The sequence below is a fragment of the Myxacorys almedinensis A genome (assembly GCF_010091945.1).
GTDB classification, from domain to species: domain Bacteria; phylum Cyanobacteriota; class Cyanobacteriia; order Leptolyngbyales; family Leptolyngbyaceae; genus Myxacorys; species Myxacorys almedinensis.
Window position 1 is genome coordinate 135571 of the sequence record NZ_WVIE01000002.1, and the last position, 25766, is coordinate 161336.

21 protein-coding genes and 1 tRNA gene are annotated in these 25766 nt (G+C 50.0%); 10 read left to right on the top strand and 12 right to left on the bottom strand.

What is annotated here, in order from left to right; genetic code table 11:
- Positions 1–51: 51 nt before the first annotated feature.
- From GS601_RS02175 to purE, 8 genes are all read right to left on the bottom strand, one after another.
- Positions 52–240 carry a CsbD family protein gene (locus tag GS601_RS02175; RefSeq protein ID WP_162421619.1) on the bottom strand — a complete coding sequence of 63 codons (189 nt, stop codon included), beginning with the start codon at positions 238–240 and terminating at the stop codon, positions 52–54.
- A gap of 188 nt (positions 241–428) precedes the next feature.
- Positions 429–1799, bottom strand: coding sequence for a glycoside hydrolase 100 family protein (locus GS601_RS02180; protein WP_162421620.1), 1371 nt, complete (start codon positions 1797–1799; stop codon positions 429–431).
- Between the two features lie 354 nt (positions 1800–2153).
- Positions 2154–2235: transfer RNA gene (locus tag GS601_RS02185), tRNA-Leu, on the bottom strand.
- A 101-nt stretch (positions 2236–2336) separates the two neighbouring features.
- Positions 2337–2669 carry a BrnA antitoxin family protein gene (locus GS601_RS02190; protein ID WP_162421621.1) on the bottom strand — a complete coding sequence of 111 codons (333 nt, stop codon included), beginning with the start codon at positions 2667–2669 and terminating at the stop codon, positions 2337–2339.
- 176 nt (positions 2670–2845) lie between these two features.
- Entirely contained in the window at positions 2846–4183 is a 1338-nt protein-coding gene (locus tag GS601_RS02195) for a 2-succinylbenzoate--CoA ligase (RefSeq protein WP_162421622.1), read from the bottom strand.
- Positions 4159–5142: an o-succinylbenzoate synthase gene (locus GS601_RS02200; RefSeq protein WP_238392904.1), complete on the bottom strand. Its 984-nt coding sequence runs from the start codon at positions 5140–5142 to the stop codon at positions 4159–4161. Before GS601_RS02200 ends, GS601_RS02195 begins: the two co-directional genes overlap by 25 nt.
- Positions 5094–5999, bottom strand: coding sequence for a 2-carboxy-1,4-naphthoquinone phytyltransferase (menA, locus tag GS601_RS02205; RefSeq protein ID WP_162421623.1), 906 nt, complete (start codon positions 5997–5999; stop codon positions 5094–5096). Before menA ends, GS601_RS02200 begins: the two co-directional genes overlap by 49 nt.
- A 116-nt stretch (positions 6000–6115) precedes the next feature.
- A complete protein-coding gene (gene purE / locus GS601_RS02210) occupies positions 6116–6634 on the bottom strand; it encodes a 5-(carboxyamino)imidazole ribonucleotide mutase (RefSeq protein WP_162421624.1) in 519 nt (172 codons plus the stop codon).
- A 39-nt stretch (positions 6635–6673) separates the two neighbouring features.
- Here purE and GS601_RS02215 point away from each other — a divergent pair, with 39 nt between their 5' ends.
- The 8 genes from GS601_RS02215 to GS601_RS02250 all read left to right on the top strand — a co-directional run bounded on the left by GS601_RS02215 (position 6674) and on the right by GS601_RS02250 (position 15489).
- Positions 6674–7915: an N-acetylglucosamine-6-phosphate deacetylase gene (locus GS601_RS02215; RefSeq protein WP_162421625.1), complete on the top strand. Its 1242-nt coding sequence runs from the start codon at positions 6674–6676 to the stop codon at positions 7913–7915.
- A gap of 590 nt (positions 7916–8505) precedes the next feature.
- On the top strand, positions 8506–9189 hold the full coding sequence (gene bchM / locus GS601_RS02220) for a magnesium protoporphyrin IX methyltransferase (protein ID WP_162421626.1): 684 nt from the start codon (positions 8506–8508) through the stop codon (positions 9187–9189).
- Positions 9190–9426: 237 nt separating this feature from the next.
- The gene (locus tag GS601_RS02225) at positions 9427–9933 is read left to right on the top strand and encodes a universal stress protein (RefSeq protein ID WP_162421627.1); all 507 of its coding nucleotides are present in this window, start codon (positions 9427–9429) and stop codon (positions 9931–9933) included.
- Between the two features lie 29 nt (positions 9934–9962).
- Positions 9963–10469 carry a universal stress protein gene (locus tag GS601_RS02230; protein ID WP_162421628.1) on the top strand — a complete coding sequence of 169 codons (507 nt, stop codon included), beginning with the start codon at positions 9963–9965 and terminating at the stop codon, positions 10467–10469.
- A gap of 229 nt (positions 10470–10698) precedes the next feature.
- Entirely contained in the window at positions 10699–13773 is a 3075-nt protein-coding gene (locus GS601_RS02235; protein ID WP_162421629.1) for a response regulator, read from the top strand.
- 121 nt (positions 13774–13894) lie between these two features.
- Positions 13895–14275 carry a response regulator gene (locus GS601_RS02240; RefSeq protein WP_162421630.1) on the top strand — a complete coding sequence of 127 codons (381 nt, stop codon included), beginning with the start codon at positions 13895–13897 and terminating at the stop codon, positions 14273–14275.
- 187 nt (positions 14276–14462) lie between these two features.
- Entirely contained in the window at positions 14463–14828 is a 366-nt protein-coding gene (locus GS601_RS02245) for a hypothetical protein (RefSeq protein WP_162421631.1), read from the top strand.
- A gap of 259 nt (positions 14829–15087) precedes the next feature.
- A complete protein-coding gene (locus tag GS601_RS02250; protein ID WP_162421632.1) occupies positions 15088–15489 on the top strand; it encodes a hypothetical protein in 402 nt (133 codons plus the stop codon).
- Between the two features lie 12 nt (positions 15490–15501).
- Here GS601_RS02250 and GS601_RS02255 read toward each other — a convergent pair whose 3' ends face one another.
- Positions 15502–18744 (bottom strand): glycoside hydrolase family 15 protein, encoded by a 3243-nt coding sequence (locus GS601_RS02255; RefSeq protein ID WP_162421633.1) that lies wholly within the window; start codon positions 18742–18744, stop codon positions 15502–15504.
- 236 nt (positions 18745–18980) lie between these two features.
- Positions 18981–20426, bottom strand: coding sequence for an amidohydrolase (locus GS601_RS02260; RefSeq protein WP_162421634.1), 1446 nt, complete (start codon positions 20424–20426; stop codon positions 18981–18983).
- Between the two features lie 321 nt (positions 20427–20747).
- Here GS601_RS02260 and gap point away from each other — a divergent pair, with 321 nt between their 5' ends.
- A complete protein-coding gene (gene gap, locus GS601_RS02265; protein ID WP_162421635.1) occupies positions 20748–21776 on the top strand; it encodes a type I glyceraldehyde-3-phosphate dehydrogenase in 1029 nt (342 codons plus the stop codon).
- A 224-nt stretch (positions 21777–22000) separates the two neighbouring features.
- Here the strand turns inward: gap and GS601_RS02270 are convergent, their stop codons facing one another.
- Together GS601_RS02270 and GS601_RS02275 are read right to left on the bottom strand one after the other, a co-directional pair.
- Entirely contained in the window at positions 22001–22534 is a 534-nt protein-coding gene (locus GS601_RS02270; RefSeq protein WP_162421636.1) for a GIY-YIG nuclease family protein, read from the bottom strand.
- Positions 22535–22715: 181 nt separating this feature from the next.
- Complete coding sequence (locus GS601_RS02275; RefSeq protein ID WP_162421637.1) at positions 22716–23048, bottom strand: hypothetical protein; 333 nt, start codon at positions 23046–23048, stop codon at positions 22716–22718.
- Between the two features lie 142 nt (positions 23049–23190).
- Here GS601_RS02275 and GS601_RS02280 point away from each other — a divergent pair, with 142 nt between their 5' ends.
- Entirely contained in the window at positions 23191–25740 is a 2550-nt protein-coding gene (locus GS601_RS02280; RefSeq protein ID WP_162421638.1) for a GH116 family glycosyl hydrolase, read from the top strand.
- Positions 25741–25766 lie beyond the last annotated feature (26 nt).

The window sequence follows — 25766 nt, forward strand, 5'->3', positions numbered from 1 at the left end:
ACTACGAATTGCGAGTTGTGCTTAGGGGTCGCTAAAGCGAAACCTTGAAGACTATGCTTTGTCGATCACATCTTTCACGCCATCTTTTGCATCTTCTTTTGCGTTACGGGCTTCTGCTTCAGTTTGCTTAGCTTGTCCTGCCATTTTGTCACCCTGATCGCCAGTTACATTGCCCATCGCTTCTTGTGCCTTGCCTTCAACGTTTTTAGCAGCAGCTTTAGCTTTTTCTTCTAAACTCATGATTTACTCCTTAAATGTTTGGTTTGGCAGATGAATCTGCGCTTTGTTTAACTGTATCTAATGTATCTAAATACTCTAGTCAACACATCCAACAGAAGGAATACTTCTAGCTACATTTCTAGTTTTGTTCTCTGCCTGAAGTCAGAACCACAGCAGCAGTTATCAGCAAATATTTGAGCACCCCAAGCCTATATTTCGCCTTCAAATGTGACGAGTTTTAAGTGCCGAGAGTCAGCAATAAATTCTTTGGCGAGTAGATATCCTGCGATCGTCCAGGTTTGGTTTTTTCTTGCCTCTTTGCCGATCAACCGACCATCGGGACCGTCATAATATTCCGGCCATTGATCTGCCAGCAACCGCCGCTCTGCCACTGCGATCGCATGATATGCCAATTCTGCCCGCTCCATCTTTCGAGCCGCGGCTGCCAGCATCCACAGCAGCACAGGCCAACTTCCACCATTGTGATATGACCAAGGGCGATTTTTGGGATCGGCTCCAGTAATAGTTCGCCATTCCTTATCTTCCAAAGCGGGATAGCACACTTTCATCGGCATCTGCCCCACCAGATCGCTCCATCGAAGCTCAATTAGATTCAGAATGCGCTGAGACTGCGACTCATCGGTCAGCGATCCCATAATTGCCATCAAATTTCCTAAAGCAAAAAAGCGGCAATCCAATTGAGAGGGTCCTAAGTTGCCTGCCAAATAGCCGCCAGCTTCAGGAAGCCATTTTGCCAGCCAGTAAAACGGAATCGAATCGGAGTAGAGGTTAAATTGATTGAGAACTTCTTCGCCATATTCCTCAACTCGATAGCGATAAATCACATTCAGGCGCTCTGAGTCTAGCCAGTAGTTATCCCGTAGCTGCATTCGCAAAGGTCTCAGGCGGCTCTGAATCGCTCGCAGCATGGGTTCATTTTGCGGGTTTGGCAGCAGCAGATCAAGACTGGCACGCAACGCAGAAAAGAACAGAGATTGAATCTCGATCGGGTGCCCATACAATCCCATGCGGCGGTCGATCATGGTGGCTCCATCGGGAACCAGCATCATCGGGTACATATCAAACCGATTCACGAGGCACAGTTCAAGAATGAGGCGAATCCCTTCTTGAAAATCATCTCGCTGCACAAGCGCTTTATCTTCGGTTGAAATGACGTATGCCCGTAATAAAATGATCCACCACAAGCACGCATCGGCTGGGGCAACGCGCCCAATCGCATGATCGCCAAAGTCAGCTTTAAGATATTCGTGCCCATTAAAGGACTGGATCTTGAAACTGGCAGGCATCAAACCACGGCTGGGTTTCAAACAGTCAAGCTGTGTGGTTTTCGGCTGCAATTTCAGAGTCGCTTCTAGAAAATTGCGAACAATATCTGCCTTGCCACGAATTAGAAATAACAGCCCTGAAGAAATAAAGTCTCGAACAAAACACTGATCGTAATTGAGAGCAGCAATATCTGGGTCAGAGGCAGCGATCGTGCCAACCGGCTGCCCTTGATGATAAATAATCGATTTTTCTAGAGAATCCCACGCTTTTTCTTCGAGTTCTCGATTGCTCAACGCCCAACCCTCTCCCAAGAAAATGAATCAGGCTCTATGGTAAACCAATCGCCCTAAGACAGCTAGGGAAGAGCGGGATTCAGGAATGAGACTTTATTAATGTGTACTTTTCTGGGGTTGTGTAAATTGAATGCCGCGATCGCACCTTCAATGCAGCGATCGCACTCTACTCAGTTCAGCATAAGGTTGCAAGATTGTAAGCTTAAACAAGTGCGATCGTCTCCCCGCCAACAAAGGCAACCGCTACGGCAAAGGCAATCCTGCCAACCCCAACGCTCACCTTAGATAATCTGTTAATTGGATAATCTGTTAATTCAACAGTGGTTCTCTAAAAACTCAGGGAACTCAAGTTTATGCGGATGAAAGGACTTGAACCTTCACTTCTTGCGAAACCAGAACCTAAATCTGGCGCGTCTACCAATTCCGCCACATCCGCGTACGTTTTTCATCATATCAGGGCACAGGGAATTGGGAACAAAATTTAGGCAAAAACAAACCTTCCTTACTTCGTACCTTTATCCCCTGCCCACTGTCTCTCTACCCCAAACTGCCCAACGCGAGCGGAATCAGGTTACCCTCGATCGTGAATCCCAGCAGCATTTCTTCGCCCGATCGAATCAGCCCTCCGGTGATGGTGCAGCGTTCGTCGCGTTGGGCAGTGGCGGCGATCGTGGCTCGAATATCGGTAGGCGACAGTTGGAGGGTAGAATCGCCCGATCGCTGATGCACATAGTTCCATAGAATATCTCGAATCAACGCTTGATACCCTTGATTTCCAGAAAGCGTTTTGAGGTGCTCTTTGAGGTCTCTATCCAGACGGATGCTGGTAACTTCCATTTCTGTGGTGCTGGTTCGCGTTAATGTAGGCATTGCTTCTTCTCCTAATTGTTGAGAACAGAGGAACGAGAACAGAAATATAATACAAGTGTAGTATGGGATTTGTAGCCAGTCCCTCATTTTACGAACTTCTTTATCAACCATTTTTTCTCAACCCAAGGCTATGCGCGCGATCGCAAGGGGTTGAGCCATCCTTAACAAACGCAGAGTTAGGGGCATAACCGCGTTTTAGACGCACTCAGGGCAGCAATGTGCTGTAATTGGACTCGACTCAGCTTGCCTTGGGCATTGTGAGGCAGATGCTCGACCGCAATCCAGTGTTTTGGATGTTTGTAGCCGACTAGTTTTCCAACTAACGCTTGTTGAATGCGATCGCTAGAAACGCCAGGTTGAGGAACATAAACCGCCGCGATCGTTTGCCCCCAAGCGCGATCGCTAATTCCCAAAACTGCCACCTCTCGCACTAATCCTGTCGATCGAATTGCTGATTCTATTTCTGGCGGAAAAGCGTTCTCGCCACCGGTAATAATTTTGCTACTTTCCCGTCCCAAAATATGTAAAAATCCTTGATGATCAATGTATCCTAAATCATCTGGTTCATAATTCACAGACTGATTTAGTGTTGGATAGTAACCTAACATCAAAGATTTAGCCTGAATAGAAATTTTATGATTCAAACTAGTAATGTGGGCATGGGGAAGCACCCGACCACAGCCCCGTTGACCGTTTAAAAAATCCTCTGGCTTAAGCGTCGCGATCTGAGATGCAGTTTCGGTCATGCCATAGGTAGGAGCCAAAGGAAGATGCCGCGATCGCGCCTCTTCGAGCAGATCATCCCAAGCAGGTGCCCCCCCCAATAAAATGGCTCGAAACTGCGATAACCAAGCCGATGAATGGGGAAGCAATCGCTGAAGTTGAGTCGGAACCAACGAGATAAAAAAATCCTTTACCCCAAGGTGAGCATTGGCTTCGAGAGATTTCCAAGGACAAAGGATCAGACGCCCACCGGAGAGCAGCGATCGCATAAATTGCATCAATCCGCTCACATGATGGAGCGGCAAAACGCAAAATGAGTGAACGTCGTCACATTCAAAATAGTCCCGAAACCCTTGCACAGAGGCGCTCAAGGTTTCCCAAGTATGCATTGCAAAGCGAAGGGTTCCAGACGTTCCACCCGTTGCAATCATAATCAGAGCCGTAGAACACTCATCCGAACGCTCATTGGCTATCTCCGTGCCATCGGTTCTATCCCCTATTGCCCGATCGCTCCAGATCAAGGTTGGTCTTGCCAGCCGAAACACCTGTTGCCATTCAGTTTCACCCCACTGGGGATTGCAGAGAAACACACGAGATGGAACCGAACAAGCAGCGATGAATCCGGCTAGAAACTGAAGGGGGTTTGATTCAGCCAGAAAAATTGTTGGAGTGGAATAGCGCAGAAGGTCTTGATAGCGCTGCTTAGCGAGATAGAGCAACGCTTTAGCATCATCATGTATGAGCCAAGGTTCTTGAGCACGTTGTTCTAGCAAGGTGAGAGGCGTTGCCATAGTTCCTCAAAATTTTCTGTTACCAAGTCAGTAAACCAGTGTGTTGTGCCATATCCAACGGCACGATCGCCGCAGGACAATTCTGCGGCTAGGTTTAAGCCTGCCTCCCGCGCGATCGCAGTTTCAAACACCGACGAAAACACCGCATCAATAGAATGCTGCTGGCAAAACTGCCGCAATCGAGCCGGAGAACCCGCGATCGCAGGTTTGATCACAAAAATTCCTCGCCACCCATGGTCGTAACAGGTTTGCAATTGACGCAGCGTTGCCACCGATTCATCAAGCGCGATCGTGGTCGCATATTGCTGGCTCAACGCCACCATAGTTTCAAATTGATCCACCGGAAGCGGCTGTTCTATAAATTCAATATTGTAAGTATCGCCAGCCTCAAGCCACTGATGCGCTTGCTCTACAGTCAGTCCAGCGTTAGCATCTAATCTTAATTTGGCGTTGTTAGGCAGCCATTCTGCTAATTGTTTTAGCGTTTTTAGCTCATCGCCAATGGCATTGACTCCAATTTTCCATTTAAACGTGCGGTATCCTTGCTGCCAAAGCGTCTCCCAACCCTGACACGCCCGTTCTCCCGGCGGCAAGAGGGCACTCATCCTCGGCGTTTCCAAACGCGAAACCGAAGGCAAGGCACTCTCAAACCCAAACTGACATGCCGGTAGATCAGCCGGAATAGCCCGAATCAGGGAGCGATCGATCTGTGAAGGTAGAGATTGGCAAAATGCGATCGCGTCTTCAACACGCTCTGAGCCAAACCAGTCGAGCGGCGCAATCTCGCCAAAGCCAACCCCAGATTCATCGCTCAACCGCACAATAATTCCCCTGCGGATGCGCCACACCCCATGGCAGGTGAGCAAAGGCGGGTTGAAGGCACGGCTGTAAGGACGAAACTCAAACCGCATTACACCCAAGGCAGAAAAAAGCCCAACCCCAACAGCAAGCCGCTCCAAAAGTGCAGTTCAACAGCAATCAACCGACACAACGTCAGCTTGTGAGGTTGATCATACTGCGTTCCAATCACATGACAAAGCCGCCTTGCCACAGGCAAACTCAACATCGACAACAACGCCCAAAACGGAAAAATTTTGAGCAGCACGCCCACACCAACCAGGGCATAAATGCTGCCACAGATCCACGGGAGCAACGCTGCCGCCCGCTTGCTTCCCAACCTCACCACAGGAGATTTTTTGCCGATCGCGGCATCTTCTTTGACTTGGTTAAAATGCGAACAAAATAACACCAGACTCGTGACAATGCCTACCACAATCGAAGCGGCAAAATTGGTGCTTGACCAAGCTTTCGTCTGGCTGTAATAGACAGCAGCAAAAGCCAAAGGACCAAACGCTAAAAAACACAACGGTTCGCCAAGCCCCTGATAGCTGAGGCGAAATGGAGGCCCTTGATAGATGTAGCCGATGGCACAACACAGCAGAATCAAGCCAATCACGGTCAAATCTTGTTGTTGGAGTGCGATCGCGCTAATTCCCAAAAGACCCAAGGCTAGGCAACCATTGCTAATCCAAAAAATCAAGGATTTATTTCGGGTGATATTGACAAGGGAATTGGCTTTATTGACATCAACCCCTGTTTCAGAGTCGAAAACGTCATTGCTAAAATTTTCCCAAGCCAAAATCAAAATTGCTGACAGGAGAAACGTAAAAAAGATTGAAGAATTGAATGCTTTTGTTTCAGCAAATGCAACCGCAGAACCGACCCAAATCGGCATAATAGCAACGCTGTACATGGGTGGCTTGATCGCGGCATACCACAGTTTCCGGTTCACACGCTCGATCGTCCTGGTGGTCATTCACACTACTCCCCTAATCCTCAAAACGCAAATCAAATATTCTCTCCAGTCTCCCATTCAGGTTTGAGAAATTTTGTGATTGGTTATGAAAACGTTACAGTCTAACCAATTCTGGCTTACAGTTCAGTGAGATATTGCCTATAGCCGAGGGTGTCTAGTTTTGCCTGTTTCTGCCGCACCATGTCAGCCAGCCTTTGACGATATTGTTGAACTTTTGTGAGCAATTCTAAATCGTGACTGCCCAAGATTTGAATGGCTAACAGTCCGGCATTTTTGGCATTGCCGATCGCAACCGTTGCCACCGGAATTCCAGCGGGCATTTGCACGATTGAATAAAGAGAATCAACCCCCTGAAGTTGGCGAGTCTGCACCGGAACCCCAATCACAGGTAAAGGCGTCAGCGCTGCCACCATTCCCGGCAAGTGAGCCGCGCCGCCTGCCCCGGCAATAATCACCTTGAGGTGGCGGTGGTGAGCTTGTTTGGCATACTCTACCATCCGCTCTGGGGTGCGGTGAGCCGAGACGATTTCGACTTCGCAGCAAATACCAAACTCTTCGCAAACCGCGATCGCGGCTTGCATCGTGGGCAGATCCGAATCGCTGCCCATAATAATGCCAATTAAAGGTTGAGTCATAGAATTGAAAAGATACGTTGCTAGAGACGCCCAAAGCGGATGACCGATAGTTTTTTGATTATCAATGCTCGTGTGCCCCATTTCCAAGGATTGCAGGACATTTGGGTTCGAGATGGCGTGATTAGGGCGCTGCACAACTCCAAAGAAAACGCCGACCACCCCGTAGCCTCAACGGTGCGCTCTACCGATCTGCCCATCCTTGATGTTGCAGGCGATTGGGTTTCTCTCGGCGGCGTCGATTTGCAAATTAACGGAGCCTTGGGTTTAGCTTTTCCTGATTTAAATTTCCAAAATATTCATAGCTTGGATGCGATCTGTCAGTTTCTCTGGAGTCAGGGGGTGGATGGCTTTTTGCCAACCATTGTAACGACCTCGATTGAGAATATTCAGCGATCGCTCGCCGCCCTCAGCACCAAGTGCACTCTTAAACGAAACGGCGCTGCACCGCCCACAAAAAGCGCCGCCTATTCTGACCCCACATCCCAAATTTTGGGAGTCCACCTCGAAGGCCCATTTCTCAATCCGCAAAAACGCGGGGCACATCCTGAAAAACACTTACTGCCGCTCAGCGTTGAGCAAATTAAGCGAGTCCTTGGGGATTATGGGTCGGTGGTCAAAGTCATAACCCTTGCCCCAGAACTTGACCCGACCGGAGATGCGATCGCCTATCTGCGATCGCTAGATATTACCGTTAGCCTGGGTCACTCTCAAGCTACCACAACGCAAGCCCAGCAAGCCTTTGCCCAAGGAGCATCCCTCGTAACTCATGCGTTTAATGCGATGCCAAGCCTGCATCACCGAGAACCCGGATTGCTAGGAGCCGCAATTAGCGCCGGGCACAATAACCGGGGAACCCCACCCGTGCAGTGCAGTTTGATCGCCGATGGACAGCATGTTTCAACCATCATGATGGATATTTTGCTAAGAGCCAGCCGCTACGATGAAGGCATTTTTCTAGTCAGCGATGCCCTCGCGCCGCTCGGCTTACCCGATGGGCGGTATCCCTGGGATGACCGAGAAATAGAGGTGATCAACGGAACAGCACGATTGCTAGATGGGACACTTTCGGGAACGACCCTACCCCTGCTCGTGGGGGTGCAAAACTTAGTTCGGTGGCAAATTTGTGAGGTTGAAGCCGCGATCGCACTAGCCACCACGGCTCCCAGGCGCGCGATCGCGTTGCCAAGTTCCTATCTTCATCAGCCTGCCCATCTCCTCCGATGGGGCATAGATGCTGACTCTCATCACCTGACGTGGCAACGCATCACGCCAAAATTCTAGGCTTTAAAGCCCGATAAAGCCCAATTCTCGCCGTGTTTCATGCCGCCCTAAACCTGTGTGCCAGATGTAATTCTGTCTAGCCTAAATCGGTAGTGCCTAGACGAGTACCGTACACTTCAACATAGGACAGCATGTGGCAAGGCAGCCCCCTCGCCCCGGTAAATCTACAATCTTGGTGCAACCCGTTTAGAGTATACGCCTAGCCACCTGGGCAAAAAAACTGCACAAAAAAACGGGGCACGGTTCAGGTGCCCCCAAGATACTCAGATTGACTTGTCAAAGCAAAAGCTCCTTTACAGCCACCAGCAGCTTACCGAAAGATTTCAGACATCTGCGGAGGTTGCTTGGGTTTCGCCTGTACGTAGGATAGCTGAGAAGTTCGTACAGTAGTTTAAGCTACACGAAAATTTCATCAGAACCTCATGTTTACGTGCCATCTGGGGCATGTCCAAGGAAAAGTTTTCATAATCTCATATCCGTGTTCATATCAGTAGACAGCGCTCCGTAAGTTACCTGCGGGGCGATTTTTTCGGTTCGTGACCCACCAAGTACTACCATGAAGCTTGGTAAAAGCAACCATAACCACCTTTATGAACGGGACGGACGATAAGACTGAGGTACGAGACTATTTCAACGCAACGGGCTTCGATCGCTGGCGGCGAATTTACGGTGATGGCGACGTTAACAAAGTTCAGCTTGATATTCGAGCGGGGCATCAGCAAACCGTAGACACCTTGCTGGGTTGGCTCAGAGCAGATGGCAATCTTTCAGGGCTGACGATTTGTGATGCAGGGTGCGGAGTGGGCAGCTTGAGTATTCCCCTCGCTCAGGATGGGGCGATCCTCTTTTCTAGCGATATTTCAGAGAAAATGGTCGGTGAAGGAAGAGAACGGGCAGTTGCCGCCGGATTGAGGGATAATCCGACCTTTTCAGTCAGCGATTTAGAGGAGTTGACCGGGAGCTATCATACGGTTGTCTGTTTGGATGTGTTGATTCACTATCCGAGCGACCAAGCCATGGATATGATCAAGCACTTGGCAAGCTTGGCAGAACATCGGCTTGTTCTCAGCTTTGCGCCCAAGACCTTTTTGCTAACGCTGTTAAAGAAAGTCGGTGAGTTTTTTCCTGGACCGAGTAAGACCACTCGCGCCTATCAACATCGTGAAGCTGACATTATCCGGGTGCTAGAAGGGTGCGGATTGATGATCGAGCGATCGGCGATGACTAGTACACGATTCTACTTTTCGCGGATGCTCGAAGCGGTTAGAAAATGAAGTTGGGGGAGTGATCAGTCCTCATGCACGCTGCGCTAGAGTATCCCTCACAAGTTCCTCAACTTGTTGATTTATAACAAGGCTAGGGAATGGATACGGACGAACCCCAGATTTCCTGGATGCAGACAGACCACAAGGCTGAACAACAAAAGGCTGAAGTACTCATGCCGAAGAGCCGTAGTCAAGCCGTTGTAAGTCAGGGAGCGGTAGTCCACAAACAAGAGTTGAGGTGTTGTTATGTTTCAGAAACTTCTAGTCGCGATTGATCGCTCTAGTGAGAGCCGCTCGGTCTTCGAGGCAGCCTTGGCGATGGCAAAAGCAAGCCATGCTTCGCTGATGGTGCTGCATGTCCTATCTCCCTTTGACGAGACCTATCCTACCGATCCTTACATTGGCGTTCCAACGATCGCAACCCAGGTTTACTTGGATCGGTGGAAAGAGCAAGAGCAAATTGGGATAGAAATCTTGCGATCGCTGCAAACAGAAGCCACCTACGCAGGTGTGCCAACCGAGTTTACGCAAAACCTGGGCGAACCGGGACGCACCATTTGTGCCTTGGCGAAAACCTGGAACGCCGATCTGATCTTGATTGGGCGGCGCGGTCTCAACGGGTTGAGCGAACTCTTTTTGGGCAGTGTCAGCAATTACGTAGTGCATCATGCGCCTTGCTCGGTGCTGATCGTTCAAAAGCAACCCCATGCTCACCCAACTGAACAGCCCGCCACCGCCACGATCAGTGTCTGAGTGCAAAGCAACTTGGGGAGACAAAGCTAATGAGGTATGACCGCATTCTAGTTGTAGTTGATGTGCCAACGGTGGAGCTATATTTACTGACAGCCGCGATCGCTTATGGCAAGGCAACGGGCGCAGAGGTTCGCTTTTTGCACATCCTGCCGTTTGATCAACTGACTGGGGTTGCTGATTCTGAGTACGACCAAACGTTGATTTGTCTGCGAGCCTGGCAAGCGATCGCGCGGCAATCTGGAGTTGCTGCCAGTATTGCTCAAGGGGTAAACAACCCCATGCAGGCAGTGAGGGAGATGGCGCAGTCGTGGTCAGCCGATTTGATTATGATCCCTAAAGAGCAAAAATCGCTCAGTCGATTTGCACAGCCCCTTAGCTACGAAGCTATTGCGGCGTCTGTTGACTGTTCGGTGGTGGCGGTGCAGCAGTTGGTAGGCGATGCAGTCTCCGTTCAAATCAGGATTAAGCCAACGCAGAAACAGCAAATTGCAGTCACCAAAGCGCAACTAGAATTGCTATTTGCTAGATCCGGTTAAAGCTCTATTTCAAATTATTGCGGCGATTTGTGGTGCAATAACGAGATAGTTTTTAATAGGATAGTTTTGCAGAATTGGATCACGAAAATTAAATGTATTTGACAGTTTCTGCCAAACCTCTCAGGCTCATAAAAGGCGCTTTTAAGACCAACAAAGAGAGTTAATGGAGCAAAGCCAAGGGGTCTCGATCCGTCCCGTGCCGGTTTAGTTAGGTTGGAACATCGACATCATGCGAATCTTAGTGGTCGAAGATGATCAACTGATTGTCGAAGCGTTGACAATTATTCTCGTGCGTCAAAACTATGCGATCGAAGTCGCAACCGATGGTCAGACAGCATGGAGCTTGATCGAACGGTTTGAGTATGACCTGCTTTTGCTGGATGTAACCCTGCCCAACCTAGATGGCATGACCCTGTGTCGGCAGGTTCGAGCTAAAGGGCTAACAACCCCAATTTTACTGCTGACCGGGCGAGATAGCGGACACGATAAAGCCATAGGGTTAGACGCCGGAGCCGACGACTATGTGGTAAAGCCGTTTGATCACGAAGAGCTTGTAGCTCGGATTCGAGCCTTGCTCAGACGAGGAGGCGCGCTGTCGCAACCGATTTTAGAGTGGGGCGCGCTGCAATTTGATCCGAGCAGTTGCGATGTGAGATACGCCAATCAGCCCCTCAATCTCACGCCAAAAGAATATGGAATGCTAGAACTGTTTCTTCGCAATAGTCGGCGCGTGTTTAGTTGCGACATGATTCTTGAACATCTCTGGTCATACGATGAAATGCCCGGAGCAGAAGCCGTGCGGACGCACATTAAAGGATTGCGCCAAAAGCTAAAAGCAGCCGGAGCAAACGCCGATCTAATTGAAACAGTCTATGGCATTGGCTATCGGCTGAAGCCCCTCGTGCAACCAGAACCTCATAAGTTATCTCCAGCCGTAGTTGAAGAAAGTGAAACTCAAACGACAACGCAACAGCAAACGCTAAGGCAAATTGCAGCCGTCTGGGAGCGCTTTAGAGGGCGAGTCAGTGAGCAAGTTGCCGTGCTAGAACAAGCGATCGCAGCCGCAACGCTGGACACTCTGACTGCTGACCTCAAGGCTGCGGCGGTGCGGGAAGCCCATACCTTAGCCGGATCGCTCGGAACGTTTGGGCTATCCAATGGCTCTGCGATCGCCCGTCGCCTAGAGCAAACGCTGCAATCGACAACTCCCCTCACATGCAGCGACATGGAAGCGCTTGGGGGACTGCTCAGCCAGTTGCGCCACGCGGTAGATCATCATGTCACCCACAACCTGGATGCAGGCGCGACCTCAGCACCCCTACCCCCATCGCCATTAGTGCTGATTGTCGGTCGAGAGGCGCAGCCAGAAGGGTTAATTCAGCAACTCCAACCCCTTGCCGCCCCCTATGGGATCACCACGATCGCAGCTTCAGGCTTCGCCAGTGCCCGCAAAACGCTGTATCACGATCATCCCAATGCTGTGCTAGTTGACGCTAGCGGTTCTGCCCAGCTAGACGAGAGCCTCGCTCTGATCGCCGAACTCAATCAGCGTAAGCCTCCTGTGCCCGTGCTGCTGCTCGCCGACCAAACCGACGTTAGCGATCGCATTCACCTGTCTAGAAGCGGCAAACACACGCTGCTGAGTCCATCCCTACCGATAGAACAAATTTTTGGCTCAGTTCTGCGTGCCCTCAGCCAAGCCGATCCATCCGAAACCCAGGTGCTTGCCGTGGATGACGACCCCAACACTTTAGCGGTGTTACAGACACTATTGCAACCTTGGGGGTTACGAGTCACCACCCTAGCTGACCCGCGTAAATTTTGGCAAACCCTAGAATCGGTTGCCCCAGACCTGCTCATTCTAGATGTTGAAATGCCATATTTTAGCGGCACTGAGTTGTGTCAAACGATTCGGAATGATTCGCGTTGGAGTGAATTGCCGATTGTTTTCCTAACGGTTCACAACGATGCTGAGATGATCAATCATGTATTTACCGTGGGAGCCGATGATTTTGTCAGCAAGCCGATCGTGGGGTCTGAACTGGTGACTCGGATTGTGAATCGGTTGCAGCGCCATACGTTAGCGTGTCGTGTCGCTCAGTTGCATCGATCGCGATCGCTGGTTGAACCTCGAATTGCCCAAAACCCAACCCAAGACGCCCTCAAGCTTGTCCAAGCGCGCTTGGCTACCATTATCGATATTGCCGACGATGCGATTATCTGCACTGATCAGACGCAGCGCATCACCCTATTTAACCAGGGCGCAGAGAACATTTTTGGCTACGCTGCCCACGAAGCACTGGGGCAACCGCTCGACCTCTTGTTGCCCGTTGCATCTGTGCAAGCTCACCGCCAGCACGTCAAGGCTTTCGGGCGATCGCGGCAGCCGGCTTGCCGAATGGGAGAGCGGCAAGAAATCTACGGCAGGCGTAAAGATGGCAGTGAATTTCCGGCGGAGGCGTCGATTTCGCAACTGAAGGCAGAAGACACGATCATCTACACGGTTTATCTCAGAGATGTGAGCGATCGCAAGCAGATCGAGCGGATGAAAGATGAGTTTGTTTCAGTAGTAAGCCACGAACTGCGAACCCCGCTCACGTCGATTCATGGCTCCTTGAAACTACTGGCGAGTGGGTTACTCAGTGCTGAGTCTGAACGAGGTAAACGCCTCCTCCATATTGCGGTGGAAAGCACAAATCGCTTGGTGCATCTGATCAATGACATTCTAGATATTGAGCGGATCGAATCTGGTCAGGTAAAGATGGAGACCGTCGCCTGCCAACTGCTCGATCTGATCGCCGCCGCCGTGACCCTGATGCAGCCTTTGGCAGAAAAAGCAGGGATTACGCTCCTCGTGACGAGCCTGCCGGTAGACCTGAGGGTGGATCGCGATCGCATCATTCAAACCCTGACGAATCTGTTGAGCAATGCCATCAAGTGTTCGTCTGTGGGCACAACGGTATGGCTGAAGACCGCCCTAATAGACGACCCAGCCTCCCCTCGGTCTCGCGTTTTGCTGGTCACGGTGGAAGACAAAGGGTGCGGCATTCCGGCAGATAAACTTGAGGTGATTTTTGAGCGCTTTCAGCAGGCAGATTCCTCGGATTCTCGCCACCATGATGGAACGGGGCTAGGACTGCCGATTTGTCGCAGTATTGTAGAGCAGCACGGGGGGCGAATTTGGGTCGAGAGTGTAGTTGGCGAAGGCAGCATCTTTTATTTCACTATCCCGTTGCCATCTGGGCAATCAAACGATTTGGAGGACAATTTGGAGGGGCAGTTTGTAGCTGTCACCTCTTGCTGATAACGCGATGTTTAGCGCGTTAAAGCACTCACGAAGTTGAATAGTTTAGACATGATTTAGATAACGGTTTAGATAACGATTTGGATAACGATTGAGTTGCTATTTTAAGCTAAAAAGACGCATGGCTACAAAACGAATTTTAGTAGTGGATAATGAAGAATATATTCAGGAAGTTGCCAAAATTTGTTTAGAAACGGTAGCAAACTGGGAGGTAATCACGGCAAGTTCGGGTCGAGAAGGGATTGAGAAAGCCGAAACTGAACAGCCAGATGCAATTTTGCTCGATGTGATGATGCCCGATATGGATGGATTGGCAACCTTTCAAAAACTGCAAGCTAACCCTATGACTCAGGCGATTCCAGTGTTTCTGCTGACCGCAAAAATACAAGCCGCCGATCGCCGACACTATACCGAGTTAGGAGTGAAAGATGCGATCGCTAAACCGTTTGAACCGCTTGATCTGGCTCATCAAATTGCTAGAGCGCTAAATTGGAATCTATAAATTTCGTAATCTTCACAAGTTCCTCAAACTTTTTTCTTATTTTGACACTAGAGAGTCTATTCACCACCGTTGGGCTTTTCTCGGTCACGCTTCAAATAGGGGGCATAGAAGCGATGAATGACTGCTGTCCAGACATCCTCTGAAACGATTACAAACGGTCTTTAATATTAAGTCACGAGGTTTGAGAATGTCTAAAGTCATCGTAAATACAACACTACCAACCGTTGTTTCTGAAATCGATCAGGTTCTAGAGATGTATCCGAGTCATCCTCATCAGCAAGTTTTTGCCAATCCTGACAACCGCCAAAAGCTAGTGGCGTATGTGTTGACGCGAGTTCACAACCATTATGCGGTGGTCGATGAGGAGAACTACTGCGATCGCGCGTCTAATAGTGACGCCGAGCTTGCATCCGTGTATGCCGATCCGTGGCTTTATGTCGAAGCGATCGTTCGCCAAGGCATTGATGAAATGCTTCAGCAGCAGGAGATGAGCAATTGTCAGCTTCCTGAAGCGGAATACACAGGCATGATTGCGTCTCACTGGTTTGGGTAGAGGGTTAGGCACGGGTCTCCCAGCGCGCCGATCTTCCCTAGGCGATGAGCTTTCTGCTTGATGGGGACAACCTGCTTCTCTTAGGTTCAGTCCCCTAGCTTTAGTTCCTTGGTTTTATAACCGTTCTCTCTTGCTTAACCACACACCTCTCCCCCTCTCCTATCCACCCACGACCGTGGTTTACTCATCTGCCGTGGCACTCGCTTGTAAACTATTAGAGGCATAGCACACGATAGAAGCAGCGTATAGAGGTGAATGAATGGGACAGTATGATCGGTTGATCCTGATGGCGGAAGATGAATTGACGCAATATAGCACCGATGCCCGCAAAATCGAGAAGTTGCGGCGTAAAATTGGGCTTTCGGTATCTACGGCAGAGCAAAAGCAAGTCAAAGAGCAACTCCTCGCCGAAATGCCAACCGACCCAGTGAATAAACTGATAGAAAACCAGCGCCAAACCGTTGCTCTGCCATTTTGGGGAATCGCAGGATTAGGGCTACTGCTCGGCATTTCGTTTTCGCAACCTATAGATTTTGTTGCCACTCTTGGGGGCGGCGCGATCGCCATCTTTCTCCAAAAGCGCGGTTGGAACCTTCAGGCAAAACGGCTGGTGATCCAGACCTTAGAAGAGATCGAAGAGCGAGTGCGAAAGCCAGATTGATCGCGTTCCACCTTAAGCGGCGGCTTGTCCTAACTGAGCTAAAAATTGCAGCGCTTTTGCCACATATCTCGTACAGTCGTAAGGCGACGTATCATAGAACGATCGCCACGCTGACCCTTTAAATTCATCGTAGCGATCGATGTGTTCGGGATGATGATCGAGCCAAGCCAAGCGAACGGCATGCCCTACCAGCACATCTAACACGATGTATTCTTCGATCTTCAGGTCTGGGTTTTGAGATGCGATCGCACTTAGTTCCATTAACGCCTCAACATTGATTTGGCGATATTCGGGGGCTTGCATTTTGTTGAGCAAGTGTTCCACTTTTAAGGCAAAATTCTTTTCTCCTGCCGTCATCTCAGTGATTAACGATTCGCTGTCTAATCGGTTGCGCCGTTCAAGCTTATCGCCAACCACTAACCCTTTGCAGTGGTGAAGCAATTTCCATACACTGGGGTAGAAATTTTGGGGTACACGATTAACGGCTCCGTCTAATTGTCGTTTACGACGCCAGTTTTGCTGGGCAGGTTCAACTTCAGTGTGTTCATCAAGCACCACAACCCAATCAATGCCGCGATCGGGAAGTTTTACTTTTAGCGATTCTTGTTTGAATAACGCTCGATTCAAATCAGCATAGCCCACTAAAATTTCATGTAACCGAGTTTTAATTTCAAATGGGCTTAACCGCATCAGCCGCTCGTAGGCTTCGTCTTGAGTTACGTCTAACTCGCGCGCCAGATCGCTTGTCATCAAGAGAATCAAGTAGCCGACCCGTAACGTGAGCAAGCCTTTGAATAACTCGGGTTCGGCTTTAATGAGAAGACTGAGATACACGAGAATCTCTTGAGTCAGGACGCGATCGCCAATGTCTTCTCGGCAAAAGTTGCGAATTTTCTCTAGCACCTCCGTATGCGGCACAGGCTGCACAATCAGCGAATCTTCGCTATAAGCACGACCCACAGCAATCTGTTTTTGGCGCACGAGAATATCGGTTACCGCATCCGACAGACCCACATCCACCTTATCGAGCAATCCTGCTACTCGCCGCACAATACTCCAATAGGGCGACCCTTCCGCGCTGCGCGACGCCACCCGTGCTGCATTGCCTTTGCTGGCTCTCGTGTAGACTTCATTTAGCAACTCGCGTACGGTGACAGCCTCAGCCAGTTCTACCGCAAAGTCCATTCCCTTCAGGCGCACAAGAGTGCTGAGAATCTCGACCTGTTCATACAGGTTTTTTGACTCCCGCAAGGTCTCGATCAAGAGCGGTAGATCCGCTTCATAGTCTAGCCGAAACTCTTGCATAAAGTTGAGCGGCTGCGTCGTTTGGGGGTCAAAAGCGAGATGGAATTTTGAGCCTCCAACTTCGGCAACCGAGGTTGACTCAAACTGGAAATTGTGGAGGAAATCAATCCGCTCGGTGCTGGCAGTGAGCATAAATTGCCGGATCTGCCCAAGCTGGACGGGGATCTCCCCGCAGCGCCCTTCTTGCAATTCTTGAACTAAATTGAGCAGGGCTTCTCGACCCAGTTCCAACATGTCTTTTGTGAGCAGCAGCGTTACGGTGGGTCTGCCCAAATACTGCCAGTGGCGATGGATGTGCGCCATCTCGCTTTTGATATTAGAGACTAAAAAGTGATAGTCTAACGTCAGGTAAAACCGCTCTGGTTCTAGGAATGATGGCAGAAAGACGAGGGTCTCGCCCCGAACTTTATAGACGCGAGATGTGGTTAAACTTCGCATTCGTCGGTGGGGTCGCCCGGTTAGCGCTAGTTTGTCATTTCGCCCAATTTGGGTGTAGGCGGCAGCGAGTTCTCTAGCATGGCGAACTTGAATCGGCGCAACTTGCTCTAGCGTTTGCGTTTCTACATTATTGGCGGCAAGTCGGGCTTGCAACGCTTCATCTTCTGCAATTAGCACAACTTGAATGGTGGCTTTTCGTCGCTGCCCCATTTGCAGATGTCGCCCGCAGGGATCGATATCGCCGACCGAGATAAAATCTTCGTGCAGGAGTTGCGCGAGAATGTAGAGACTCTGCGCCCACACGAGGGGAAGGTTGTCGTTGGGAAGGCGCGGCTGCGAGTGAGGAATTGCTTTTTCGGCTGCGATCGCACTTTCCGGCACGTAATACAATTCGGGGAGCAAATCAAGTCCATCACGATGCACCGTGATCTGGGCAAGCCGATCGAGATAGTGTTGCGCTTGAGCGCGATCGCCGCGAAAAATCCCATCCAACGCCAAGTACGTAAAAAAGAGCGGCCATTCACACTCAATATGCTCAAACTGTTTCAACTCCCACGGCTCGTAATGCAACCGAGTGCCGTCCTCTAAAACGGCTTGGTGCCCATCGCGCAGAAATCGCTTGCAACCATACTTGCCTTGGAGTAGGTTTATGATTTTATTGCGGGTGCGATCAACAAGCTGAGTATCTTCGATCGCAAAGGCTGGAAACCCGATCGCACTCAACAGCGCCGCATCAACTTCTTTAGAACTTGACTCGCGGGGCAGCAAAGAATCTAACGTCACTCGGCAGCGCGCAATTTCATCGGGCAGCACATGAATCACAGAAGAAAGATCGCCATGCACCCCGTAGAGATTTAAGCCATTTAGTGCTTCTAGCGCTGCTTTCGCCATCCCAACAGAACTGCCGTTAAGTTCAGGATTGCCATGATTAATTTTGTTACCCCGTTCCCAAATTCCATAATCTGGTGTGCGATAGGTTCTGCCAATGTAATAGACAAGGTTTTGAATAAAATTAATCTCGTCGTTTGCATATATGATTGACAACCCAGAACTAGTCATCTGTGCCAACATTAAAAGAAACACAGATGTGGCATCTAGCTGCAAATGTCCCCACTGGCTATCCCCCACAACCGTTGAGCCGGTTTCAGTATCGTACTTAGCATGCAGCGCATCTAAAGGGGCTTGATTATGTTTAAATTGCTCAACTTTGCTCGCTTGTCGCATCATGGCAAACAATAGCCCACGCATCAGTTTGATCACGCTGTGTTCTAGCTCGTAGGCGCGCCCGCGCTGGTCGTCTCGTTTCCGGTAGGCAAGCGCCAACCCCCAAACCGCCAAAATGCTATACACATTGTCTCTGACCCAAGCATCGGTGTAGTCGCCGTGGGCGTTGATAGCGGTACTCGCAGGCAGCAAGCCCGAAATTGGGTTTTGCCGACTGAGAATCACAGAATGGACTTGCTCGTAGTAGCGATCGAGGCGGGTTGCCACGTCCAATGCTGGGTTGGTCATATTTCACCTGAGAGCGAGACCCTAGACAATACCTTAAACAGCTTGCCCAAAAAAAATATCATGATCCAAATTTTGAAAGATGAATCTGCTTTAGGCAGCAACAAGATAGAACATGAATAGCAAGAGTGTAGATGAATCTATTAAATCAAGGGTGTTTCGTTAGAACATTTTGATAATAGCGGAGAGATTTGAGGTTTCCCTAAGACACTCCCGTTTCATGGAGGAAGATGCAGGGGTTAAGAATAGCCCTGAGTGAAAGCTGGCAGTTGCATCACGGATCGGTAGTGAGCCTCAACTTCTGCTACAGTGGGAGACTGCCGCTTTATGCTCCATTGACTTTGGTTAAACAAGGCTTGTCTCAATGCATTGAGATCAACATTCACGACAGAATTGTTCTCAACAACAGCCTTGCCATTCACCCAAGCGTAGCTCACTGCATTAACAGGGCGACCCAAAATTAGTAACCCAATCGGATCAGTTCTCGGCAACAGCGAGAGATTTGTTAAGTCATACATCACCAAATCAGCCTGCTTGCCAACGGTCAACGATCCCAGTTGATCTTGTACATTGAGACCTTTTGCGCCTCCAAGAGCAGCCATCTCAACCGACTCGCGGGGCGTAATCCAATGCTGGTACTCAAAATCAGTGGTGTTGTGCAAAATTGAGCCAATCTTGATCGCTTCTAGCAAATCTTGAGAATCGTTGCTGGCAGACCCGTCGCACCCAAACGCCACATTCACGCCAGCTTGTCGATACTTTAAAATGGGTGCAATGCCGCTGCCTAAGCGCAAATTACTGAGAGGATTGTGAACAACCGTGGACTGAGTTTCTGCCAACATTTGAATATCGGTGTCGTCTAGCCAGACGCAGTGAGCCAGGGATGTGCGAGGACTCAGGTAGTCAAGGTCTTTGAGGTGTTGAACAGCGCTACAGCCGTAGGTTTCCTCTGCGAGCAGCTTTTGCGCTTTGGTTTCGAGGAGATGAGCATGGCGACATAAGCCGTAGCGATCGCTAAGTTCTGCACAGCCCTCAAATAGGTGATCCGAACAGAGTTGCAATCCGGTGGGGGCAACCATAACATTGATTCCAGTTTCGGGCTTGTGAAACTGATTAATTACCTCTTGCATTAACTCTAGCGTTGCTTTGGTTGATCGCAAGTAGGGCTTGTGGGTTTGTGCGGTGCCGCCATCGGGTATTCCTGAGGTCAATGGTTCATCTTGGATCAACGGTCCGACAAACGCTCGGATGCCCACTTCGCGATAGGCGCGCACGGCTGCCGCTACGGTTTCTAATTCTTTTCCGGGAATCAAAACGAGATGATCCACGACGCTCGTTCCGCCACTCAACAGCGTCTCAACGGCGGTTCCCAAGGCGCTCAGGTAAACCTGCTCTTCGTTTAAGGGGATGAAGTCGTAGAGTTCTGCGAGCCACAGTTCTAACGGCACAGGGGGAATGATGCCCCGTTGCCACATCTCCGAAGAGTGGGTATGAGCGTTGACAAATCCGGGCAGCAATAGCTTGTTGCGTCCGTCAACAATAGTGCCAACCACATCTAGATCAGCCCCGATCGCGGTAATGCGATGTCCTTCGTCAGGCTCTGACGGGTCGTGCCCAATTTGCACATCTACGGTGTCATAACCTTGCTCAACTGGAATGAGAACCTGCTGAATCGTAAAACTCATAGCGGCTTGTAGACCTAAGAAACCAATTTTAGATTTTAGAGGATTGAGCGCGATCGCGCCGTTATGTCAGCCACCGTTTGCACCATGTGATCAACAATTCAAGTGATCAACAATTCAAGTGATCAACAATTCAAGTGATCAACAATTCAAGACCATGTGCACCCGTGGAGGCGCTTTAACTCATCGCCCCATCGTGCCAGAACGGATCAAAACATTACGTCCGACAGCTAAATCGCAAAAATGCGGTAACGTGTTTGGAAATCTGAAAAAGATTAGTTTTCCAGTGAGTAGATTTAGATCCCAACGTTTAGGAGCGTCACTATGACTACCGTCAAGGTAGGAATCAACGGATTTGGGCGGATTGGTCGATTAGTGTTTCGAGCCGGACTCGACCATCCCAACATTGAATTTGTCGGCATCAACGACTTAGTGCCGCCTGATAACTTGGCGTATTTGCTGAAATACGACTCAACCCACGGTACATACAAGGGGAAGATCGACGCGAAAGCAGACGGCATTACGGTGAATGATCAATTCGTTCCGTGTACGGCGATTCGCAATCCGGCAGAGTTGCCGTGGGAGCAGTTGGGCGCAGATTATGTCGTCGAGGCAACAGGCTTTTTTACTGATTTTGAGGGGGCATCCAATCATCTCAAAGCCGGAGCAAAGCGGGTGATCATTTCGGCACCCACCAAAGACCCTGATCATGTCAAAACGTTGTTGATGGGGGTAAATGACCATGAGTTTGATCCGGCTATCCATGCGATCGTATCGAACGCAAGCTGCACAACAAACTGTCTTGCGCCGGTTGCCAAGGTGCTAAACGACCATTTTGGCTTAGCCGAAGGATTGATGACGACCGTTCACGCCATGACCGCGACCCAACCCACCGTCGATGGCCCAAGCAAAAAAGACTGGCGCGGCGGACGCGGCGCATCACAAAACATTATTCCTGCCTCGACTGGCGCAGCAAAAGCGGTGACGCTGGTGCTCCCCGAACTGAAAGGCAAACTGACCGGAATGGCGTTTCGTGTGCCGACGCCCGATGTTTCGGTGGTAGATCTCACCTTCAAAACCGAGAAGGCGACGAGCTACAAAGAAATTTGTGCGGCGATGAAAGCCGCGGCCGATACATCGCTAAAAGGCATTTTGGGCTACACCGAAGATGAGGTTGTTTCCACCGATTTTCAAGGCGATGTGCATTCTAGTATCTTTGATGCGGGGGCAGGCATCGAACTCAATTCCAATTTCTTCAAAGTTGTGTCGTGGTATGACAACGAATGGGGATATTCCAATCGGGTGATTGATCTGATGATTGCGATCGCAAAGAAAGACGGAATTTTGCCCTAAGGCATGAAGTAGCGTGGATCTGCTGACGGTGATCCGCGATCGCTGCCAAGTTAAAGCATCGCCAAAGTTGCATTTCAGTTCAAACCATAAGTTCAGATTCAGGTGTTCCTAAAATCGCCTGAATCTGAACGAGCTAGGGCAAAAGCCATGCCGAGGATTCTTTGTTTTCACCCAATTCATCCTCTGAATTGATCTGAATCATCCGAACGATCGCTAGATTTGAATTACTTTAAATCTAATAATCCTTCTTCTTTAATTTTTGGATTAAATCGAATTTCCGCCTCGACTCCCCGTTCTTTGAGCCGCGCTAAAATCTCTGCTTCAACACGCCGAGCAACATTTTTAAGAATTTTGGCTTGACCCAAAGGATCATGAATTGGATTTGCGTAATTGGCTTTTTCTTCAGGAGTCATTAATGCTTTAACCTGGATTGGCTGAGTCCAAAGTGCATCCTCTCCCAAGACTGACCCGTTCTCCCCAATCCAAGCAGCGCGAATTTCTTCGAGAACAGTGCGGCTGGGGCGATCGACCGTCTTTACTTTGATCCAATAACAGCGATCGAGTTGCCGGACTAGGTGCTGTTTTAAACTGAGAAAAACATCTCGCGAAAATCCGATAAACTGAAGCGTTTTATGGGCATCAAAAATAGCATAGACGCCGACTTTTCCATGAAGCTGTTCGGGTAATTGACCCTCATTGTTTAGATAGGGAATAAATTCTAAACTAGCCAATGTTGGGATATCAGTTTGTGAAGTCATTTGAAAACGCAGAATTTACTCATTAGACACTTTAGACACTTTAGACACTTTCATTGGCTTATGATTAACTCATGATTAACTGATCATTGAGCGGCAAAACTTGAACGCGACCGTCCCAATTCTCTTGCAGAAGAGAAAAACTTTTGTAATTACGGTTTTTGGCAATTATTTGTCAATTAATTTAATTAGAGTTAGGAACTTTTCTATAAATTGCACACAAGCGGCTCGGCTTAAAAACTTTCGCCTGAAACATAAAGTTTGGTGGAACATTAACGATGACATGATCGGCTGAGCCGTGAAATTTCTCGAACTCGGCGGGCATGCCTTTCGGGGTGGTTGCACTGTAGGGCACAGGCTGAAACAGAAGCTCTGTAAACTCAACCGCGTCGCCCTTCAATTCTTGCTGAATCTGCCCGACAAATGCTTCGCTGGTGAGCAATTCAAACAAGGTTGCCTTGACCTGAGGATCGAGAGAGAAACTGCCATCAAAGGCTTGGATAATTTTAAGTCCCATGGGTGCCGAATGAACTAAATTCAAATTAATCAAATCAAATGAATCAAATATTGAGTGCATCAATCGCCTCTCTAAGATCCTATCCCGTTTTGGAACCCAGAAGGCGCTATAGTGTCCTATTGCTACTGCTAGAACTACCAACATGTCCCCTTCTGTCAAGATTCCGACCTGTGCCTGGACTCGCCCCATCGGGCTGGGTTGGGAAAAGCCGTATACCGTTCGCTATGCTAGCAATTTAGATGATGGAGCCTGGCACGGAATGCCGCTTGGCGGATTTGGCGCAGGTTGTATCGGGCGATCGCACGGAGGCGATTTTAATCTGTGGCATATTGACGGCGGAGAACACGTATTTCAGCCGATGCCCGCGTGCCAGTTTAGCGTGTTCGAGCAGAGCGAGGATCAGACGCAGGCATACGCGCTGTCTACAGCCACGCCAGAAGACGGGACATTAGGCGCATGGACGTGGTATCCGGCAAGTTTGGCAGACGAGACAACAGGAACCTATCACGCGCTGTATCCGCGCAGTTGGTTTGTTTATGAAAATGTATTGAAGGCAACGCTAACCTGTGAGCAGTTTTCGCCGATTATTGCCGACAACTACCAGGAAACAAGCTATCCGGTGGCTGTGTTTGAGTGGACGGCGCACAATCCAACCGATGCGCCGCTGACACTCAGCCTGATGATGACCTGGCAGAATATGGTTGGCTGGTTTACGAATGCACTCAAATCGCCGGATGTAAAGGTGAGAGACGATGGCAGCCCAGAGTATGCCTACCAGCCCCGGATCGGGCACAGCACTGGAAACTTCAATCAACTGACCGGAAATGAGCAACAGCTTGCGATCGTTCTCCGGCAGCCTGAACTCGATCGACCGGCTGAAGGAGACGGACAGTGGGCGATCGCAACGCGCTTAAACCCTCATCTTTATGACGTGTTCTACCACACTCGCTGGAATAGTGCGGGGAATGGTGCTGAATTATGGACGACATTTTCTAACGATGGCTCATTGTTAGATGTCGATGATGAAACTCCGGCGGGAGATGGAGAGCAAATCGGAGCCGCGATCGCAGTTCGATTTACCCTCAAACCCGGACAGACGCTCACCCTGCCGTTTGTGCTTAGTTGGGATTTTCCGGTGACAGAATTTGCCCAGGGCGTCGAGTATTTTCGTCGCTACACCGATTTTTTTGGGCGCAACGGGCAGAACGCCTGGTCGATCGCGCGCACGGCGCTAAAGCATCATCGCACCTGGCAGGAAAAAATCGTGGCGTGGCAACAGCCGATCTGCGATCGCGCCGACCTTCCAGACTGGTTCAAAATGGCGCTGTTTAATGAACTTTACGATCTCACCCAAGGCGGCACCCTCTGGAGTGCAGCAGACGAGCGTGATCCGATCGGTCAATTTGCGGTGCTAGAGTGCATCGACTATCGCTGGTACGAAAGCCTGGACGTGCGATTGTATGGCTCATTCGGACTCTTGATGCTGTGGTCAGCACTAGAGAAAGCCGTGATTCGGGCATTTGCGCGGGCGATTCCCCACCACGATCCGCGCGATCGCACCATCGGCTACTACCTGACGATCGGGGCAGAAAGCCCCCAAGCCATTCGCAAAGCCAAAGGGGCAACGCCTCACGACCTAGGCGCACCCAACGAGCATGTCTGGGAAAAAACCAATTACACCAGCTACCAAGACTGCAACCTGTGGAAGGATCTTGGGGCTGATTTTGTCTTGCAAGTCTACCGAGACTATCTTCTGACCGGCGCAACCGATGTGGAGTTTCTAGCCGAATGTTGGGACGCCGTTGTAGAAACGCTGCACTATCTCAAGCAATTTGATCTCGATGGCGATGGCATTCCAGAAAACTCTGGCGCACCCGATCAAACCTTCGACGATTGGCGATTAGAGGGCGTCAGTGCCTACTGTGGTGGGCTATGGATCGCCGCCCTAGAAAGCGCGATCGCCATCAGCACGATTCTCTCTAAGTGCGATCGCGGCTCCGCCCCATCCACCACCCAATCTGCTGCCACCTTCACCACCTGGTTGGCGCAGTCTCGTGCCGTCTACACCACCAAACTCTGGAACGGACACTACCACCACCTCGACAGCGACAGCGGCTCCAACATCGTCATGGCAGACCAACTCTGTGGGCAGTTCTACGCCCAGATCCTAGGCTTGCCCAATGTCGTCGAACCCAGCCACACCCAAATCACCCTGCACACTATCTACGACACCTGCTTCCTCAAATTCAACACCTACATCCAAACCCAACCCCTCCAAACTCAACCCCTGGTGCAATCCTCCCGCTTCCAAACTCCCTCAACGCCTCACACCTCTCAGCCTGCCCCCCCTACCCCGATCGGAGCCGCTAACGGCGTTCGCCCCGACGGTTCCCCCGAAAACCCCAACGCTACCCATCCCCTCGAAGTCTGGATCGGCATCAATTACGGACTCGCCGCCTTCTTCTTACACTCCGGCATGACGGCTGAAGCCTGGACACTGATCGAATCTGTTGTGCATCAAATCTATGAAAATGGGCTACAATTCCGCACACCCGAAGCGATTACCGCCACCGGAACCTTCCGCGCCGGACATTACCTCCGAGCCATGGCAATTTGGGCAGTGTATGGAGTGCTAACCAACTTTGAGACATCAAACTCTGAAACATCAAACTCTGAAACATCAACGGTTTGAAAAGAAGTTGAAATCTGCCCTAACTC